The sequence below is a fragment of the Streptomyces sp. NPDC096310 genome (assembly GCF_044763125.1).
GTDB lineage: Bacteria > Actinomycetota > Actinomycetes > Streptomycetales > Streptomycetaceae > Streptomyces.
Genome location: NZ_JBIWFO010000014.1, coordinates 163074 through 180905, shown reverse-complemented (window position 1 = coordinate 180905; position 17832 = coordinate 163074). Strand labels below are relative to the sequence as shown.

At 73.5% G+C, this 17832-nt stretch carries 14 protein-coding genes and 1 pseudogene; 4 read left to right on the top strand and 11 right to left on the bottom strand.

The genetic code is table 11. From position 1 onward, the window contains the following. The first annotated feature begins 593 nt into the window (after positions 1-593). Positions 594-1592: a tryptophan--tRNA ligase gene (gene trpS / locus ACIQ7D_RS24700; RefSeq protein WP_403940899.1), complete on the top strand. Its 999-nt coding sequence runs from the start codon at positions 594-596 to the stop codon at positions 1590-1592. Between the two features lie 22 nt (positions 1593-1614). Here trpS and proC read toward each other — a convergent pair whose 3' ends face one another. The 6 genes and pseudogenes from proC to ACIQ7D_RS24670 form a co-directional block, all read right to left on the bottom strand. Beyond that, the gene (gene proC / locus ACIQ7D_RS24695) at positions 1615-2424 is read right to left on the bottom strand and encodes a pyrroline-5-carboxylate reductase (protein WP_403940897.1); all 810 of its coding nucleotides are present in this window, start codon (positions 2422-2424) and stop codon (positions 1615-1617) included. Between the two features lie 137 nt (positions 2425-2561). Next, positions 2562-3383 (bottom strand): ABC transporter permease, encoded by an 822-nt coding sequence (locus ACIQ7D_RS24690; protein ID WP_403940895.1) that lies wholly within the window; start codon positions 3381-3383, stop codon positions 2562-2564. Next, positions 3380-4150 (bottom strand): ABC transporter ATP-binding protein, encoded by a 771-nt coding sequence (locus ACIQ7D_RS24685; protein ID WP_403940913.1) that lies wholly within the window; start codon positions 4148-4150, stop codon positions 3380-3382. Before ACIQ7D_RS24685 ends, ACIQ7D_RS24690 begins: the two co-directional genes overlap by 4 nt. 139 nt (positions 4151-4289) lie before the next feature. Further along, entirely contained in the window at positions 4290-5060 is a 771-nt protein-coding gene (locus ACIQ7D_RS24680) for a class I SAM-dependent methyltransferase (protein ID WP_403940893.1), read from the bottom strand. A 216-nt stretch (positions 5061-5276) separates the two neighbouring features. Beyond that, positions 5277-5705 (bottom strand): annotated as a pseudogene (locus ACIQ7D_RS24675) (hypothetical protein); the annotation flags it as partial. Positions 5706-5905: 200 nt separating this feature from the next. Then, positions 5906-6223, bottom strand: coding sequence for a peptidase (locus ACIQ7D_RS24670; protein WP_403940892.1), 318 nt, complete (start codon positions 6221-6223; stop codon positions 5906-5908). A 125-nt stretch (positions 6224-6348) separates the two neighbouring features. Between ACIQ7D_RS24670 and ACIQ7D_RS24665 the strand changes: the two genes are divergently transcribed. Next, positions 6349-8616: a protein kinase gene (locus ACIQ7D_RS24665; protein WP_403940890.1), complete on the top strand. Its 2268-nt coding sequence runs from the start codon at positions 6349-6351 to the stop codon at positions 8614-8616. Positions 8617-8699: 83 nt separating this feature from the next. Here the strand turns inward: ACIQ7D_RS24665 and ilvD are convergent, their stop codons facing one another. From ilvD to ACIQ7D_RS24645, 4 genes are all read right to left on the bottom strand, one after another. After that, on the bottom strand, positions 8700-10550 hold the full coding sequence (ilvD, locus tag ACIQ7D_RS24660; protein WP_403940888.1) for a dihydroxy-acid dehydratase: 1851 nt from the start codon (positions 10548-10550) through the stop codon (positions 8700-8702). 253 nt (positions 10551-10803) lie between these two features. Continuing rightward, positions 10804-11421, bottom strand: a complete 618-nt coding sequence (locus tag ACIQ7D_RS24655; protein ID WP_403940886.1) for a TetR family transcriptional regulator — start codon at positions 11419-11421, stop codon at positions 10804-10806. Further along, positions 11418-12371, bottom strand: coding sequence for a sugar phosphate isomerase/epimerase family protein (locus ACIQ7D_RS24650; RefSeq protein WP_403940884.1), 954 nt, complete (start codon positions 12369-12371; stop codon positions 11418-11420). Before ACIQ7D_RS24650 ends, ACIQ7D_RS24655 begins: the two co-directional genes overlap by 4 nt. 61 nt (positions 12372-12432) lie before the next feature. Continuing rightward, the gene (locus tag ACIQ7D_RS24645) at positions 12433-13362 is read right to left on the bottom strand and encodes a Ppx/GppA family phosphatase (protein ID WP_403940882.1); all 930 of its coding nucleotides are present in this window, start codon (positions 13360-13362) and stop codon (positions 12433-12435) included. 39 nt (positions 13363-13401) lie between these two features. Here ACIQ7D_RS24645 and ACIQ7D_RS24640 point away from each other — a divergent pair, with 39 nt between their 5' ends. Next, a complete protein-coding gene (locus ACIQ7D_RS24640) occupies positions 13402-14256 on the top strand; it encodes a hypothetical protein (RefSeq protein ID WP_403940880.1) in 855 nt (284 codons plus the stop codon). A gap of 46 nt (positions 14257-14302) precedes the next feature. Here the strand turns inward: ACIQ7D_RS24640 and ACIQ7D_RS24635 are convergent, their stop codons facing one another. Further along, a complete protein-coding gene (locus ACIQ7D_RS24635) occupies positions 14303-16204 on the bottom strand; it encodes a hypothetical protein (protein ID WP_403940911.1) in 1902 nt (633 codons plus the stop codon). 221 nt (positions 16205-16425) lie between these two features. Between ACIQ7D_RS24635 and radA the strand changes: the two genes are divergently transcribed. Next, positions 16426-17832, top strand: a complete 1407-nt coding sequence (gene radA / locus ACIQ7D_RS24630) for a DNA repair protein RadA (RefSeq protein WP_403940879.1) — start codon at positions 16426-16428, stop codon at positions 17830-17832.

Genomic DNA, 17832 nt, shown 5'->3' with positions numbered 1-17832 from the left:
CGTTTCCGACTCTATCAGACTCTTTCGTGTCCGATTCCCCGTCGGAGCGGGGTTCGCTTTCCAGTTCTTCGCTTTCGCGCTTTCCCTTTCCAGCGGTTCCGACTCTATCAGATCCTTTCGGGCCTGATTCCCAGTCAGCGGGGCTTGTCCTCCCGGCCCTGCGGCCGTTCCGACGAGTGAGACTTTAGCGGAATCCTGGGCTCCGACGCTAATCGGGGCTTCGGTGCCGGCGTCCGGTGTGAACGTCGATTCCTCATTCCGCATAGGCGCGCGCAAAGCAATGCGACACGAAGTCGCTCACTTCTCGTAGGTCCTGCGGAATGACTGCCCGGGGACCGGTACATGACCGTTGCTCACGTCGGACAGCTCGGAGAACATTACGGATCCGTGTTGGCCGTGTCAACTTGGGGGGTCGGCCGCTACGCTGAGGGGCATGACAGCGCATGCGTGCATCCTTCAGTGGTGGGCCGCCTGACGGCGGCCGCCTCACACGTATGCGTTCAACGGCCGCCGCTTCGGCGGCCGTTCGCGTTTCCCCAGCTCGGGGGCGGGCCGCGGACATCGGCGGCTCCGACCGAGAGGGTGGATGAGAGATGACGCGGATCTTCAGCGGGATCAAGCCGACCGGGCATCTGACACTGGGCAACTACCTGGGGGCCATACGTCGGTGGGTCGAGGTCGATCAGCACCGGGCCGACGCGCTGTTCAGCGTCGTGGATCTGCACGCACTGACCGTCGAGCACGATCCGGCCCGGGTACGCCGGCTCAGTCGGCAGGCCGCGACGCTGCTGCTCGCGGCCGGACTCGACCCCGCGCGCTGCACCGTATTCGTGCAGAGCCATGTGGACGAGCACACGCGGCTCTCGTATCTGCTGGAGTGCACGGCCACCGACGGGGAGCTGCGGCGCATGATCCAGTACAAGGAGAAGAGCGGGCGGGCGTCGGCGTCCGGGGAGAGCGTGCGGTTCTCCCTGCTGTCGTACCCGGTGCTGATGGCGGCGGACATCCTCGCCTATCGGACCGACGAGGTTCCGGTCGGTGAGGACCAGACCCAGCATGTGGAGCTGACCCGGGATCTCGCCGTGCGGTTCAACCAGCGGTACGGGCACACCTTCTCCGTACCGAAGGCCATCCGGCCGCCCGTGGCCGCGCGGGTCATGGACCTTCAGGATCCGGCGTCGAAGATGGGGAAGTCACACGATTCGACCGCCGGGATCGTCTATCTGCTGGACGACGCCGATGTGGTGCGGAAGAAGATCATGCGCGCGGTGACGGACAGCGGGCAGGAGGTCGAGTACGACCCGGAGAACAAGCCGGGCGTGGCCAATCTGCTGGAGATCCTGGCCGGGTGCGTGGGCGGTGATCCGGCCGCGCCGGCCGGGGCGTACACCTCGTACGGGGCGTTGAAGCGGGCCACCGCCGAGGCCGTGATCGAGCTGCTGCGGCCGTTGCGGGAGCGGCACGCGGTGCTGGCCGCGGATCCGGGGCAGGTGGACGCCGTATTGAAGGAGGGGGCCGGGCGGGCCAGGGCGATGGCCCGGCCCGTGGTCGACGCCGCGTACCGGGCGGCCGGGTTGCTGCCCGCCGGCTGAGTCCCGGCCCCCGGACGTGATCTCAGCCGTTGCCCGAGGCCAGCGCGCGGCTGCGGTCGCGGGCCGCTTCCAGTGCGGCGATGAGGGCTGCCCGTACCCCGTGGTTCTCCAGCTCCCGGATGGCGCTGATGGTGGTCCCGGCCGGGGAGGTCACGGCCTCGCGGAGCTTCACGGGGTGCTCGCCGCTGTCGCGCAGCATGACGGCGGCGCCGATGGCGGCCTGGACGATCAGGTCGTGGGCCTGGGCGCGGGGCAGGCCGAGGAGGATGCCCGCGTCGGTCATGGCCTCGACCAGGTAGTAGAAGTACGCCGGGCCCGAGCCGGAGAGCGCGGTGCAGGCGTCCTGCTGGGACTCGGGGACGCGCAGGGTCTTGCCGACGCCGCCGAAGATCTCCTCGGCGTGGGTGAGGTGGGCGGGGAGGGCGTGCGTGCCGCCCGAGATGACGGACATGCCCTCGTCCACCAGGACGGGCGTGTTGGGCATGACGCGTACGACGGGGGTGCCCGGGGCGAGGCGTTCCTCGATGAAGGCCGTGGGGATGCCGGCGGCGGCGCTGATGATCAGGCGGTCGGCGGTGAGGTGGGGGGTGAGTTCGTCGAGGAGGGTGCCCATGTCCTGGGGCTTGACCGCCAGGATGAGGATGTCGGCGCTCTTGGCGGCCTCGGCGTTGGTGACGGGTTCGACGCCGTAACGGTCGCGCAGCTCCGCGGCGCGGTCCGGGCGGCGTGCGGTGACCAGCAGGTCCGTGGCTCGCCAGCCGGCCCGGATCATGCCGCTGAGCAGGGCCTCGCCGATCTTTCCGGTGCCGAGGACTGCGACGGTCTGGGGCATTGCGGAGTCACCTCGCCGTAGGGGACGGACGTTGTGCCCATCGTCGCACCGGAGGCGGGCCGGGTGCGTGAGGTGTCCGAGGACCGGTCGCCCCCGCGCCGTCCGCCGTGCCGCCCGCCTCACCGTCCGCCGCGTGGTCAGGCCGTACGGCGGCGGAGGGTGGCCGCGCCCAGGCCGAGGACGAGGACGGCGCACCCCGCGACGATCGCCGCGTCGCGGACGAAGTCGCCCGTGATGTCGGGGTGGCGCAGGACCTGGTTCATGCCGTCGACGGCGTACGACATGGGCAGGGCGTCGGAGACGGCCTCCAGGACGGGGTGCATGGCGGACCGGGGTGCGAACAGTCCGCAGAGGAGGAGCTGCGGGAAGATCACCGCCGGCATGAACTGCACGGCCTGGAACTCCGAGGCCGCGAAGGCCGAGACGAAGAGGCCGAGCGCCGTGCCGAGCAGGGCGTCGAGGAGTGCGACGAGGAGAAGCAGCCAGGCCGAGCCGACGACGTCCAGGCCGAGGGCCCACACCGCGAGGCCGGTGGCCAGTACGGACTGGACGACGGCGACGAGTCCGAAGGCGAGGGCGTAACCGGCGATCAGATCGGCTTTGCCCAGGGGCATGGCGAGGAGGCGTTCCAGGGTGCCCGAGGTGCGTTCGCGCAGGGTGGCGATGGAGGTCACCAGGAACATCGTGATCAGCGGGAAGATGCCGAGCAGCGAGGCGCCGATGGAGTCGAAGGTGCGGGGGCTGCCGTCGAAGACGTAGCGGAGCAGGACGAGCATCGCGCAGGGGACGAGGATCATCAGCCCGATCGAGCGCGGGTCGTGGCGGAGCTGGCGCAGTACGCGGGCGGTGGTGGCCAGGGCGCGGGCGGCGGAGAGCGGGCGGGCGGCGGGCGCCGGGGCGCGCCGGGTGCCGGTTCCCGTTCCGGTTCCGGTGGGCGTGGTGTCGTCGGTGGTGGTCATCGGGGACTTCCCTGGAGTGCGTCGGCCTCGTCGACCAGGTGGAGGAAGGCCGCTTCGACGGTCTCCGTGCGGGTACGGGTGCGCAGCGCTTCGGGGGTGTCCTCGGCGAGGACTTCGCCGTCGCGCATGAGGAGGAGCCGGTGGCAGCGTTCGGCCTCGTCCATGACGTGGGAGGAGACCAGGATCGTGGCGGCGCGGTCGGCGGCGATGCGGTGGAAGAGCGCCCACAGGTCGCGGCGGAGTACGGGGTCGAGGCCGACGGTGGGCTCGTCGAGGACGAGGAGTTCGGGCGTGCCGAGCAGGGCGACGGCGAGGGAGACCCGGCTGCGCTGGCCACCGGAGAGGCGCCCGGCCAGGGAGTCGGCGTGGGGGGCGAGGTCGACGTCGCCGATCGCGCGGTCGACGGTCTGCGCACGGGCGGTGCGGCGGGCGCGGCCCGGGTCGAGGACGGCGGCGAAGTAGTCGAGGTTCTGGCGGACGGTGAGGTCGTCGTAGACGGAGGGGGCCTGGGTGACGTAGCCGATGCGGGCGCGCAGTGTGGCGTCGCCCGCGGGGCGGCCGAGGACGTCGAGGACGCCGGTGACCTGGGCCTGGGTGCCGACGACGGCGCGCATCAGGGTGGATTTGCCGCAGCCGGAGGGGCCGAGGAGTCCGGTGATCCGGCCGGGCGGTACGGAGAAGTCGAGGCCGCGCAGGACGGCGCGGTCGCCTCGGTGGACGGTGAGGCCGCGGGCGTGCACGGCGGCTCCGCCCTCTGGCAAATTCATCATGTGATGAATAATGAGCCGGGGTGGCGGGCTCGTCAAGCGGCCGGGGCCGGTCCCGGAGGCGTCGGGGCCGTTCCCGGCGATATCGGGGCCGTTCCCGGGGTGTCCGGCCGGTTTCAGGTGGTGTGCCGGGTCGGCGTCAGGTGCGGCGCGCGACCGTCAGCTCGACCACGTACGCCTCCTCGACGGTCCCGTCCGGGAAGAGCCGGAGCAGTTCCGCGCGTTCGGCCGCGAGAAAGGCGGCCGCGGCCGGTTCCCGGTGCATCCGGAAGACGGAGTGGCTGCCGAGGTGGGCGAGGTGGGTGTCGAGCGGGACGCGGCGGGTCCACGGCACGCGCCGCTCGGCCGGGCGCAGTTCCGCGGGCAGTTCCCCGCCCCGGCCGGAGGCGCTGTGCGCGCCGTGGGCGCCGTCGCCGGACCAGCGGCGGATCCGTTCGTCCTGGTCCGCGATCCACGGGAGGGCTGCGTCGGCGATGTTCCACCACAGGGCGAGCGCGCCGCCGGGCGTGAGCACCCGCAGGGCCTCGGGGAGGGAGCGGGCCGGGTCGGTCCAGTGCCAGGACTGGGCGTATGTGATCAGGTCGGCGCAGCCGTCCGCGAGGGGGAGGGCGTCGCCGAGGCCGCGGAGGAGGGGGACGGCCGGCTGGGTACGGTGCAGCCGCTCCGCCATGCCGGGGCCCGGCTCGACGGCGGTGACCCGGGCGCCGCGTGCACGCAGCAGACGGGTGGCGATCCCCGTGCCGGCGCCCACGTCGACGACGCGGGCGCCCTGGAGCGGGCGGCCGGTCAGCTCCTCGACCGCGTCGAAGAGGGCCGGCGGGTAGCCGGGGCGCGCCTCGTCGTACTGGTCGGCGACGGCGTCGAAGGAGAGGGCGCGGGAGGTCGGGCGGGGGGCCGTGGCAGGAGTCATGGGCCCATCGTGGCGCCCGGCGCGCGGGCCGGACCAGGGTGCGAGGGGAATGGGTCAGGTGCGCTTGGGCTTTCTGGTCCTGGGCGCGTTCGGGGTCCTGGCCTCGGCCTTGGTCCTGCCCATGGTCTTGGTCTTGGTCGCGGCCGTGGTCTTGGTGTTGCCCCTGGTCTTGGCGTTGCCCTTGGTCTTGTCCTGGGGTCCGGCCTTCGCGGCGGCCCGGGCGGCGGGGTTGCCCGCGCGGGCGGTGCGGCGTCGTTCGTACTGGGCCAGGGCCGTTTCGTACTCCGCGCGGCGCAGCCCCTCGCCAGGGGCCTCGGCCAGGGAGCGCAGGAAGTAGGCGATCAGCGCGCCCATGAAGCCGATCGCCTTGACGCTGCGCAGCGACTCCTCGCGGACCGGGTCGGCCGGGCGGCGGACGAAGCCGTCCCAGGTCCTGCGGAAGGCGATGGCGCTGCACACCGAGAACATCACGACGAGGAGCAGGCCGACGAAGGAGCCCACCTTCGCGATCTCCAGGCCCTCGTAGGCGAAGCGGAGGACGAAGCAGGCGGCGACAGCGGTGGTGAGGGAGCCGGCGGCGACGGCGGCGCGGCGGGCCGCGTAGCCGCCGTCGCGGGCGAGCCAGGTCGTACCGAAGAACGCGATGGCCTCGGGCTCCGGGCCACCGCGGCCACGTTCGCCGCCCGCCCGGCCGGCGGGCGGAGCCGTGGACGCGGACGTGGTCGCGGTAGTGGTGCGCTCGGGGTGCCGGGTGTGCTCGGGGTGCTCGGGGTGCTCGCTCACGGGGCGATTATCCCCGGCGCGCGGGCGGGCCGGGGCTCAGGCCTGGGGCTCAGGCCCGGGGCTCAGGCGCAGCGCGGGGCGACGTAGCCGCTGCTTCCCGTGTAGACGTACGCGTCCGAGATGAACTCGCCGTTGGCGATGTTGTCCCAGAGGTTCGTCGTGCCGTACGGGCCCGCGATCCACTCCCCCGCCTTCTGGCAGTTGATCGGCACGCTCGCCCCGTACGGGAGCACCCTGACGAGCGAGTAGCCGGTGCCGGGACCGCTGCGGACGTTCACGCGGTAGTCCGGGTGGACCTTGTAGCGCTTGGCCGCCCGCGTCCCCACGTCCAGCGTCGCCGTGGTTTCTCTCGCGGTGTTCTCAACCTCTTCGACTGCCATACGGTCCTCCCCCGTTGACGGTGTGTGCTCTGCGCCGCGCAGGCTAGCAAGCCATGGCCTGATAGCACGCACCATCGACTAGGCTCCGTGCGTCGCGCTTGCGCACGAAAACACGGGGGTGGGCGATGCCACCACTGCGCAACACCGGGTCGGCCCCGGAAGCGGAGCGTCCGGATTACGCCGGCCGCTATCCGCTCGAATCCGCCCTGGGCTCGGGCGGCATGGGCGAGGTCCATCTCGCCACCTCCGCCTCGGGGCTGCGGCTCGCCGTCAAGGTCATCCACGCCGGTCACGCCTCCGACCCCGAGTTCAGAGCCCGCTTCCAGCAGGAGGTCGCGGCGGCCCGGCGGGTGAGCGGGGCGTTCACCGCGCCTGTCGTGGACGCCGATCCGGAGGCTCCGCGGCCGTGGATGGCCACCCTGTTCATCGACGGGCCCACCCTCTCCGAGCGGGTGAAGCGGAACGGGCCGCTGGACGCGGGGGAGTTGACGAGGCTCGGGGCGGGGCTCGCCGAGGGGCTGCGGGACATCCACCGCGCCGGGGTCGTGCACCGCGATCTCAAGCCCAGCAACGTCCTGTTGGCGGTCGACGGGCCCAAGGTCATCGACTTCGGCATCTCGCGCCCCGCCGACAGCGATCTGCGGACGGAGACGGGCAAGCTGATCGGCACGCCGCCGTTCATGGCGCCCGAGCAGTTCCAGCGGCCGCGTGAAGTCGGGCCCGCCGCCGATGTGTTCGCGATGGGCGCGGTCCTGGTGCACGCGGCGACCGGGCGCGGTCCTTTCGACTCGGACAGCCCGTACATCGTCGCGTACCAGGTCGTGCACGACGAGCCGGACCTGAACGGCGTGCCGGAGCGGATGGTGCCGCTGATCTCGCGGTGTCTGGCGAAGGACCCCGCCGAGCGGCCGACCCCGGACGAGGTGATGAGCGCGCTGCGCGCCGCGGACCCGGCCCCGGGTTCCGCGCCGGACGCGGGGCGCCCCGGCGCGTACGACCTGCGCGGGCCGTACGGGGCGCGGGCGCTCGTACCGGCGCAGCGCGGGCCCGTCCCCGCCGAGACCGCGGGCTCCGGCTCTGGCTCCGTCCCCACGAACCACGCGCGGGGCGCGGCGACCGTTCCGTCGGCGCGGTCGCCGCGCCGGGCGCGTACGGCGGCGGCGGTCGCGGTGGCGCTGGTGGCCGTGGCCGGTGCGGGTTTCCTCGGGGTGCGGGCCCTGGGCGACGCCACTCCGGCGACAGCGGAGGAACCGCGGTCCCGGGCGTTCCGGCCGTGGCACACCACGTTGGCCGGTGGCGCGGGCAGCCACAGGGCGCCGGTCTGCGCGGCGGACGCCACGGCCGTCTACTGCGCCGGTCCCGGTGTCACGGCCGCCCGGCTCGACCCCGTCGACGGTCGTACGGAGTGGTCCGTGAAGGCCGCTCGGGGCGAGCGTGCCGCCGTGAGCGACGAGGGCGCCGCGCCGGTGCTCTCCGGCGGGCTCCTGCATGTCGTCGCGGGCGCCGCACACACGGGCAGTACGGGCGGGACCGGCGGCGGTACGGGCGGGAAGCGGCTCGCGGCGCTCGACCCGGCCTCGGGGGCCGAGCGCTGGGCCGTCGACATCTCCTCGTACGCCACCGTCCGGCACAGTGGCGACTCGGTGCTCCTCGTCTCGTACGACGGGCGGGTGCGTTCCCTGGACAGCGCGACCGGCGAGGCGCGCTGGACGAAGCGGCTCGGCGCGACCGGCACCGTGTGGACGGCGGCGGGCGGCACCGGCGGCGCGCTGTTCGCCGCGACGCCGACGGCCGACGGCGCGGCGACCGAGGTCCGTTCGATCGACCCGGCCACCGGGGCGGTGCGCTGGGAGAAGCGGCTGACGGGCGCTCTGGCCCCGGCCGGGGCCACCGGCGGCGCGCTGTTCCTGCTGGCGACCGACGCGGACGGCTTCACCACGGCCGTCGTACGGCTGGACGCGTCGAGCCGTACCGTACGGCGGGTCCCGCTGGCCGCGCCGGTCGACCAGGCGCAGGCCACCGTCGTGGGTGACTCCGTCTACGTCGTCGGGTACGCGGGCTCGCTGCTCGCCGTCGACACGGGGAGAAAGGCCGCGGGGGTGCGCTGGCGGCTGGAGACGTCGGTGACGCGCGCCTCACGCCCCGCCGCCACCGGGGGCCGGGTCTATCTGAGCGCGGGCGACGGCCGGCTGCTCGCGGTGGACGCCGGGCGCGGGGTGCTGCTGGGGCAGACGAAGCCGCGGATGGCCGACGGGCCCGACACACTCGTCCCCACGCTGCCCGCGCCCGTGGCGGTCCCGGCCTCGGGCGAGGACTCCGGGGCGGCCGTCGTCGGGAGCGCGCCCGACGGATCCGTCTTCGCGGTCGCCGGGCGGGACCCCGCTTCCTGGTGACGCCGGGGCCCGGGAGGGCTCACGGGAACCGCCGTACGGGCCCGGGAGGGCTCACGGGAACCGCCCCAGGCCCCCGGGAGAGCTCAGCCGAGGCGAGAGATGTCCCGGACCGCGCCCTTGTCCGCGCTCGTCGCCATCGCGGCGTACGCGCGCAGCGCCGCCGAGACCTTGCGCTCGCGGCTCACCGGGGCGTACACGCCGTTCAGCGCCTCGCGCCGGTCCGCCAGCTCCGCGTCGCCGACCAGCAGCTCGATCGTCCGGTTCGGGATGTCGATACGGATCCGGTCGCCGTCGTTCACCAGCGCGATCGTGCCGCCAGAGGCCGCCTCCGGCGAGGCGTGGCCGATGGAGAGCCCCGACGTACCGCCGGAGAAGCGGCCGTCGGTGATCAGCGCGCAGGACTTTCCGAGGCCGCGGCCCTTCAGATACGACGTGGGGTACAGCATCTCCTGCATACCGGGGCCGCCGCGCGGTCCCTCGTACCGGATGACGATCACATCGCCTTCGGCGATCTCCTTGCGGAGGATCTTCTCGACGGCGTCCTCCTGCGACTCGCAGACGACGGCCGGGCCCTCGAAGGTCCAGATCGACTCGTCGACACCCGCCGTCTTCACCACGCAGCCGTCGACGGCCAGGTTGCCCTTCAGGACCGCCAGACCGCCGTCCTTGGAGTAGGCGTGGGCGACATCGCGGATGCAGCCGCCCGCGGCGTCCGTGTCGAGCGTGGCCCACCGCTCGGACTGCGAGAACGCCTCGGCGGAGCGGACACAGCCGGGGGCCGCGTGCCACAGCTCGACGGCCTCCTCGGACGGCGAGCCGCCGCGCACGTCCCAGGTCTCCAGCCACTCCTTGATGCCGGGGGCGTGGACGGTGTGGACGTCCTCGTTGAGCAGACCGCCCCGGTACAGCTCGCCGAGGATGGCGGGGATGCCGCCGGCCCGGTGGACGTCCTCCATGTAGTACGTGCCGCCCGGGGCGACGTTCGGCGCGACCTTGGCGAGGCAGGGGACGCGGCGCGAGACGGCGTCGATGTCGCTGAGGTCGTACTCCAGCTCGGCCTCCTGGGCGGCGGCGAGCAGGTGCAGGATCGTGTTGGTGGAGCCGCCCATGGCGATGTCGAGCGCCATGGCGTTGTCGAAGGCCGCGCGGGTGGCGATGTTGCGCGGCAGGACCGAGGCGTCGTCCTGCTCGTAGTGGCGCTTGGTGATCTCGACGACCGTGCGGCCCGCGTTCTCGTACAGCGCCCTGCGGGCGGTGTGGGTGGCGAGGACGGAGCCGTTGCCGGGGAGGGAGAGGCCCATGGCCTCGGTCAGGCAGTTCATCGAGTTGGCGGTGAACATGCCGGAACAGGAGCCGCAGGTGGGGCAGGCGTTCTCCTCGATACGGAGGATGTCCTCGTCCGAGACGGACTCGTTCACCGCGTCGGAGATCGCGTTGACCAGGTCGAGTTTGCGGACCGTACCGTCCACGAGGGTCGCCTTGCCGGCCTCCATGGGGCCGCCGGAGACGAAGACCGTCGGGATGTTGAGGCGCAGCGCGGCCATCAGCATGCCCGGGGTGATCTTGTCGCAGTTGGAGATGCAGATCAGCGCGTCCGCGCAGTGCGCCTCGACCATGTACTCGACGGAGTCGGCGATCAGTTCGCGGGACGGCAGGGAGTAGAGCATGCCGCCGTGGCCCATCGCGATGCCGTCGTCCACGGCGATCGTGTTGAACTCGCGCGGGACGGCGCCCGCGGCCTTGATGGCGTCCGAGACGATCCGGCCGACCGGCGCGAGGTGGGTGTGCCCGGGCACGAACTCGGTGAAGGAGTTGGCCACCGCGATGATCGGCTTGCCGATGTCCTCGCTCGCTACGCCCGATGCCCGCATGAGGGCGCGCGCGCCCGCCATGTTGCGGCCGTGGGTGACAGTGCGGGACCTCAGCTCGGGCATAGTCTCTCGCTCCTTCAGCAGATCTCGGTGGATCTCGGCGGCTCTCGGCAGATCTTCCCGCCGAGTGCTTCGGCGAGTCCTTCGGCAGAAATGACTTCTCCGAGCGTACGCCCCGGATCCAAGATCTGGACGGGTCGTCCGGAATACGGGACGGCTGTTCAGCTTTCGGTCAGCCCGGCTCTCGGCCGGTCCGGCTTTCGTCGGTCCGGCTCTCGGTCCGCTCCACCCTCCGGCCGGCTCGGCTCCGGCCGGCTCACTTCTCGGTCAGATAGCGCTGGAGCGTGGGCGCGACCAGCGTGATGATCTCCTCGATGTCCGCCGAGGCCAGCGGCTCCGCCTTGATCACGTACCGCAGGAGGGCGATGCCGACCATGTGCGAGGCGGACAGCTCGGCGCGCAGCCTCGGGTCGGGTACGTCCAGCCGCTCCGCGACCTGGCCGAGCAGCCGGCGCAGGACGAACGTCCGCAGTACCGCCGCCGCGGCGTCGTGCGTGAGCGCGGAGCGGATGACGGCGAGCAGCGGGGCCCTGGTCGCCGGGTTCTCCCAGACGACGAAGAAGTTACGGGCGAGCTGTTCCCCGATCGTGTCGGGGCTCCCGGCCAGCACCTTGGCGGGCACGGTCAGGGCCGGTTCGAAGGAGATCTCGACGGCCGAGGCGAAGACCTCGTCCTTCGTCCCGAAGTAGTGGTGGACGAGCGCGGGGTCGACGCCCGCCGCCCTGGCGATACCGCGGACGGACGTCTTGTCGTAGCCGCGCTCGGCGAACTCGGCGCGGGCCGCCTCCAGGATCTTCTGCCGGGCGCTGGGGCCGGACTCCGTGTCCTTGCGGGCGGGGCGGCCCCTGCGGCGTGGGGTGGCGCCGGCGGTCATGAGGGGCGCGCTCCGGACGAGCCCGAGGCGCCGGACGAGCCCTGGCTGCGGGGCCGGCGGGGGGTGCGAGGGGTACGGGGCGTGCGGGGCGCCCGTACCGCCGGCGCGGCCTGGGACCTGGTGGGGGCGGGGGACGCGGAGGCGGCCGGCGCCGCGAGGTGCAGCCGCGCGAAGGCCAGGGCCTCCGCGAGGTCCGCCTCGCGCTCCGCCGCCGACATCGCGCGCCGGGTGTTGACCTCGATCACGACATGGCCGTCGAAGCCGCCGTCCGCGAGCCCTTCCAGCAGCTCGGCGCAGGGCTGTGTGCCGCGCCCCGGCACCAGGTGCTCGTCCTTCGCCGAGCCGTTGCCGTCCGCGAGGTGGACGTGGCCCAGCCGGTCGCCCATGCGGCCGGCCATGGCCAGGGCGTCGCTGCGGGAGGTCGCGGTGTGCGAGAGATCGACGGTGAAGTGCCGGTAGTCCTCCTGGGTGACGTCCCAGCCGGGCGCGTACGCGGGCATCTCGCGGTCCCGGTAGCGCCACGGGTACATGTTCTCGACGGCGAACCGGACATCCGTCTCGTCCGCCATCCGCCAGACGCCGGTGACGAAGTCGCGCGCGTACTGGCGCTGCCAGCGGAACGGCGGGTGCACGACGACGGTGGACGCGCCGAGCCGCTCGGCCGCCGCCCGCGCCCGCTGGAGCTTCACCCACGGGTCCGTCGACCAGACCCGCTGGGTGATCAGCAGACAGGGCGCGTGCACGGCGAGGACCGGGACGCCGTGGTAGTCGGAGAGCCGGCGCAGCGCCTCGATGTCCTGGCTGACGGGGTCCGTCCAGACCATGACCTCGACGCCGTCGTAGCCGAGACGCGCGGCGATGTCGAAGGCCGTCGCCGTGGACTCCGGGTAGACCGAGGCCGTCGACAGCGCGACCTTCGTATCCGGGATGCGCACCACTGGATCTGCCACGGGGACAGCGTACGGGCCGCGGCGGTGCGGCCGTCGGCCGGTTACGGCGGGAGTCGGCCGGTCACGGTGCGAGCTGGTCGAGCCGGCGCAGGATGACGCCCTCGCGCAGCGCCCACGGGCAGACCTCCAGCGTCTCCACGCCGAACAGGTCCATCGCGCCCTCCGCGACCAGCGCGCCCGCCAGCAACTGGGCCGACCGGCCCTCGGAGACCCCGGGGAGCGCGGCGCGCTGGACGGCGTTCATCGTGGCCAGTTTCGGGACCCACTCCTCCAGGTCCGGGCGTCTCAGCTCGCGCTGCACGTACAGCCCCTCGCCGGAGCGGGCCGCGCCCGCCAGCCGCGCGAGCTGCTTGAAGGTCTTGGACGTGGCCACCACATGGTCCGGGCTGCCGATCCGGGCGAACTCGCCGACCGTACGGGCGATCCGGGCCCGTACATGGCGGCGCAGCGCCTTCACGTCGATCGGGTCGGGCGGGTCCCCGGGCAGCCAGCCCGCCGTGAGCCGGCCCGCGCCCAGGGGCAGGGAGACCGCCGCGTCCGGCTCCTCGTCGATCCCGTACGCGATCTCCAGGGAGCCGCCGCCGATGTCGAGCACCAGCAGCTTCCCGGCCGACCAGCCGAACCAGCGGCGGGCGGCGAGGAAGGTCAGCCGGGCCTCCTGCTCGCCGGTCAGGACTTCGAGGTCCACCCCGGTCTCGCTCTTGACGCGCGCGAGGACCTGCTCGGCGTTGACGGCCTCCCTTACCGCGGAGGTGGCGAACGGCAGCACGTCCTCGCACCCCTTGTCCTCCGCCGCCTGGAGGGCGTCCGCGATCGTCGCCACGAGACGGTCGACACCGTCGGGGCCGATCGCGCCCTCGGGTTCGAGCAGTTCGGCGAGGCGCAGCTCCGCCTTGTACGAATGCGCCGGCAGCGGCCGGGCACCGCGGTGGGCGTCGACCGCCAGCAGGTGCACGGTGTTCGAACCGACGTCCAGGACTCCGAGTCTCATGAGCGGAACGCTACTGCGAACGCCGCATACGCTGGACATGTGCCAAAGACGAAAAAGGCGAAGCCGGGCAAAGCCAAGGGCCCGAAGAAGCAGGACCAGCAGCAGGGGACCCGTGGCGGCGCCCGGGCGGTCCCTGACGAGAAGGGGCTTGACTTCGCCCGTGCCTGGGTCGAGTTCCCGGACCCGGCCGACGAGGAGCAGGTGTTCCGCTGCGATCTGACGTGGCTCACCTCACGGTGGAGCTGCATCTTCGGCAGCGGCTGCCAGGGCATCCAGGCGGGCCGCGCCGACGACGGCTGCTGCACGCTGGGCGCGCACTTCTCGGACGAGGACGACGAGGCGCGGGTCGCACAGCATGTGGCGCGGCTCACGCCCGAGCTGTGGCAGTTCCACGAGGAGGGGACGGCCACGGGCTGGACGCAGACCGACGAGGACGGTGAGCGCCAGACGCGGCGCTGGGAGGGGTCCTGCATCTTCCAGAACCGTCCCGGATTCGCGGCGGGCGCGGGGTGCTCGCTGCACATCCTGGCGCTGCGGGAGGGCCGGGAGCCGCTGGAGACGAAGCCGGACGTCTGCTGGCAGTTGCCGGTGCGGCGTACGTACGACTGGATCGACCGGCCCGACGACACGCGCGTGCTCCAGGTGTCGATCGGCGAGTACGACCGGCGCGGCTGGGGGTCGGGCGGTCACGATCTGCACTGGTGGTGCACGTCCGCGACGTCGGCTCACGGCGCGGGCGAGCCGGTGTACAAGACGTACGGGCCCGAGCTGACGGAGCTGATGGGCAAGGAGGGGTACGACCGGCTGGTGGAGCTGTGCGAGCGGCGGATGGCGAGCGAGCTTCCGCTGCTGGCCCCGCACCCGGCGGACCCGCCGCGACCGGCGTCCGCCTGACGCGCGGCCGGTCGGCGGGGCGGTGCGGTGCCGTGAGCGGCCGTGGTCAGCGGGGCCCGGACGGTTCGGCGGACGGGGCGGGCCCGGCGGCGGAGCTGGTGGCGGGGGCCTGATCGGGCGGGTCCGGGTCCGGCGGCGACTGCGACGGGCTGCCGGGGCCCGGCAGCCCGGGGCCTGAGTTCTCCGGGCCTGGCCCCGTCGGGTCCGCGGAGCCCGGGGCCGAGGAGCCGCCGGGCGCCGTGGGCCCTGTCCAGGCCGGCCGGGGTGGGCCGGGGTGCGCGGGGTGGCCGGGCCGCCCGCTGTGGTCGGGTCGGCCGGGGAGCGGGGGCCTGGTGCCGTACCCGTGGATCCGTACGGCGGCGCCCGCCGGGTAGAGCGCGATCCGGGCGCTCCACGGGCCCGCCGGTTCGCGCGCGTGGTCCACGTAGACGCGGACGGTGACGGACTCGCCGGGCGCGAGCGTCCCGTAGTGGCGGCTCAGGGTGATCCAGGGGGCGCGGGTGCCGGCCGTCCAGGAGACCCGCTCGCCGCCGGAGGCCCGCAGCGTGATCAGGGTCGTGGCGCCGGCGGGCCGTGCCTCGACGGTGAGCCCGCCGGGGTCGGCGTGGCCCGCGCCGGACGCGCCCGTACCGTCGCTGAGGATCTCGACGGCGACGCCGGGCGCGCGGCTGTCCTCGGTGAAGGGGGCGCCGGGCCGGTTCCGGGTGGCGCCCGCGTTCTCGTAGTGGTCGTGATTCTCGTGGTTCTCGTCGTTCCCGTGGTTTCCGTACCGCTCGTACGGGTCGTCATAGGGATGGCCGTCGAGGGCGGGCGGGCCCGCGGTCTCACCCGCGCTGACCGAGGCGCCGTCGCGGCCCTCGCCGGTCCCCGGCGCGCCGCGGTACGCCGCCCAGAGGGCGAGGACGGGCGCGGCGACGACGGTCGCGACCACGGTGGTCGTCACGGCGCGCGCCCGCAGCCGGTCGCGGCGGGCCGCGCGGTCCTTGGGGTCCATCGGGTAGCCGTTGCGGCCGAAGCGCGGGGCGGTGGCGCGGGCGCGGGGCGCCTGGACCATGGCGGTGTACGCGGCGCCGCGCGGCGCTTCGACGAGCGGCAGCGGGGCGGTGCCGACGGACAGCGCCTCGGTGGCGTCGGCGGCCCCGGCGGCACCTGCGGCGGGGCCGGGCGGGGAGGGCTGCGTCGTACGTGAGCCGGGCCACGGCCCCGCCGCCTCGGCGCGCTCCGCGGCGCGGCGGCAGCGCGGGCAGTCGTCGACGTGGCGGACCAGTTCGCGCCGGAGCGCGGCGGAGAGCAGGACGTGGTGGTCGCCGGTGAGCCGGGCGACGGAGGGGCAGTCGCAGGTGTCCACGACGGCGAGCGCGGCGCGGGTGCGTTCGACCTCGCAGGCGGCGGAGGAGAGCAGTTCCCGGGTCGCGGCGAGTTCCTTGGACAGGACGGCGGCGACATCGCGCGGATCGAGCCGGTGCCGTACCACCAGCTCCAGGACCTCGCGCTGCTCGGGCGTGGTCCCGGCGGCCTCGGGCCAGGCCAGCAGGGCCAGTTCACTGCGGCGGCGCTCGGCGGTCCCGGGCGCGGTCCCGGCGGAAGGCGGCGCGGGGCCGGGCTCCGGAGCCGGCTCGCGGTGGCCCGTATGCGCCCCCGGGCGGGTGCGGCGCTGTTCGGTGAGCTTGCGCAGACAGGCCCAGCGGGCGAGGGCGTAGAGCCAGGCCTTGCGCTCCCCGGCGCCGGAGGGGCAACGGCCGTACTGCCGCTCGGAGAGGGCGAGGACGTCGCCGAGTACCTCGGTGGCCGCGTCATGGTCGCAGAGCACGGAGAGGCAGTAGGTGAACAGGCCGTCCAGATACGGCTCGTACCGTGCCGGAGGGCGCTGCGCCACCGAACGGGGCGCACGACGGAGGGCGCGGTGTGCGCCGGTGGTGTGCGTGGAGGTTTCGGGGCGGCTGCTCATCACCCGGCGACCGTAGACAGGGCAACCCGTACCCTTCACGCCCCTTGAGCACATTTAATCCTTACGGGTGAAGCTATCCCTCAAAAGGGGACACGAATGTCGCGTTTCAATGGGTTCGAAGTGGTACAGGGGCCTCCCTCACCTGACTTACTCCCTCCCGGAGCGCCCGGCGGACCGGCCGGGTGGTCCCGGCTGTCGGTGTGCCCCTATACGGTGACGCCATGGCTGCCCGTGCGAAATCCAAGGACCGGCCGTCCTACCGCTGCACCGAGTGCGGCTGGACGACCGCCAAGTGGCTCGGCCGCTGCCCCGAATGCCAGGCGTGGGGGACGGTCGAGGAGTACGGCGCGCCCGCGGTGCGGACGACGGCGGCCGGCCGGGTCTCCACTGCCGCGCTCCCCATCGGCCAGGTCGACATCCGTACGGCGACGGCGCGCTCGACCGGTGTGCCGGAGCTGGACCGGGTGCTGGGCGGCGGGCTGGTGCCCGGGGCCGTGGTGCTGGTCGCGGGCGAGCCGGGCGTGGGGAAGTCGACGCTGCTGCTGGACGTCGCGGCGAAGGCGGCCAGTGACGAGCACCGCACGCTCTATGTGACGGGCGAGGAGTCCACCAGCCAGGTCCGGCTGCGCGCCGACCGGATCAAGGCGATCAGCGACCATCTCTACCTCGCCGCCGAGACGGACCTCTCGGCCGTCCTCGGTCATCTCGACGCGGTCAAGCCGTCGCTGCTGATCATGGACTCCGTACAGACCGTCGCGTCCCCCGAGATCGACGGGGCGCCGGGCGGCATGGCGCAGGTCAGGGAGGTCGCGGGGGCGCTCATCCGGGCCTCGAAGGAGCGCGACATGGCGACGCTGCTGGTCGGGCACGTGACGAAGGACGGGGCGATCGCGGGCCCCCGGCTGCTCGAACACCTCGTGGATGTCGTGCTGTCCTTCGAGGGCGACCGGCACGCGCGGCTGCGGCTGGTCCGCGGCGTGAAGAACCGGTACGGCGCGACGGACGAGGTCGGCTGCTTCGAGCTGCACGACGAGGGGATCACCGGCCTCGCCGACCCGTCGGGGCTCTTCCTGACCCGGCGCGACGAGCCCGTACCCGGCACCTGTCTCACCGTCACCCTCGAAGGGCGCCGGCCGCTCGTCGCCGAGGTGCAGGCGCTCACGGTCGACTCCCAGATCCCCTCGCCCCGGCGCACCACCTCGGGGCTGGAGACCTCCCGGGTCTCGATGATGCTGGCGGTCCTGGAGCAGCGCGGCCGGATCAGCGCGCTCGGCAAGCGCGACATCTACAGCGCGACGGTGGGCGGCGTGAAGCTGACGGAGCCCGCCGCGGACCTGGCGGTCGCCCTCGCGCTGGCGTCGGCGGCGAGCGACACCCCGCTGCCGAAGAACCTGGTCGCGATCGGCGAGGTCGGGCTCGCGGGCGAGGTCAGACGGGTCACGGGGGTCCAGCGCAGACTGTCCGAGGCACACCGTCTGGGCTTCACCCAGGCCCTCGTGCCGACCGATCCGGGCAAGGTTCCGCCCGGTATGAAGGTGACGGAGGTGGCCGACATGGGCGACGCTCTGAGGGTGCTGCCGCGCCGAGGTAGGGCGGACGCCCCACGGGACGACAACGCTCGCCGGTAG

Coding starts and splice junctions, on each gene's coding strand:
- trpS (WP_403940899.1), top strand. CDS start 594: ATGACGCGGATCTTCAGCGGGATCAAGCCGACCGGGCATCTGACACTG.
- proC (WP_403940897.1), bottom strand. CDS start 2,424: ATGCCCCAGACCGTCGCAGTCCTCGGCACCGGAAAGATCGGCGAGGCC.
- ACIQ7D_RS24690 (WP_403940895.1), bottom strand. CDS start 3,383: ATGACCACCACCGACGACACCACGCCCACCGGAACCGGAACGGGAACC.
- ACIQ7D_RS24685 (WP_403940913.1), bottom strand. CDS start 4,150: ATGAATTTGCCAGAGGGCGGAGCCGCCGTGCACGCCCGCGGCCTCACC.
- ACIQ7D_RS24680 (WP_403940893.1), bottom strand. CDS start 5,060: ATGACTCCTGCCACGGCCCCCCGCCCGACCTCCCGCGCCCTCTCCTTC.
- ACIQ7D_RS24670 (WP_403940892.1), bottom strand. CDS start 6,223: ATGGCAGTCGAAGAGGTTGAGAACACCGCGAGAGAAACCACGGCGACG.
- ACIQ7D_RS24665 (WP_403940890.1), top strand. CDS start 6,349: ATGCCACCACTGCGCAACACCGGGTCGGCCCCGGAAGCGGAGCGTCCG.
- ilvD (WP_403940888.1), bottom strand. CDS start 10,550: ATGCCCGAGCTGAGGTCCCGCACTGTCACCCACGGCCGCAACATGGCG.
- ACIQ7D_RS24655 (WP_403940886.1), bottom strand. CDS start 11,421: ATGACCGCCGGCGCCACCCCACGCCGCAGGGGCCGCCCCGCCCGCAAG.
- ACIQ7D_RS24645 (WP_403940882.1), bottom strand. CDS start 13,362: ATGAGACTCGGAGTCCTGGACGTCGGTTCGAACACCGTGCACCTGCTG.
- ACIQ7D_RS24635 (WP_403940911.1), bottom strand. CDS start 16,204: ATGAGCAGCCGCCCCGAAACCTCCACGCACACCACCGGCGCACACCGC.
- radA (WP_403940879.1), top strand. CDS start 16,426: ATGGCTGCCCGTGCGAAATCCAAGGACCGGCCGTCCTACCGCTGCACC.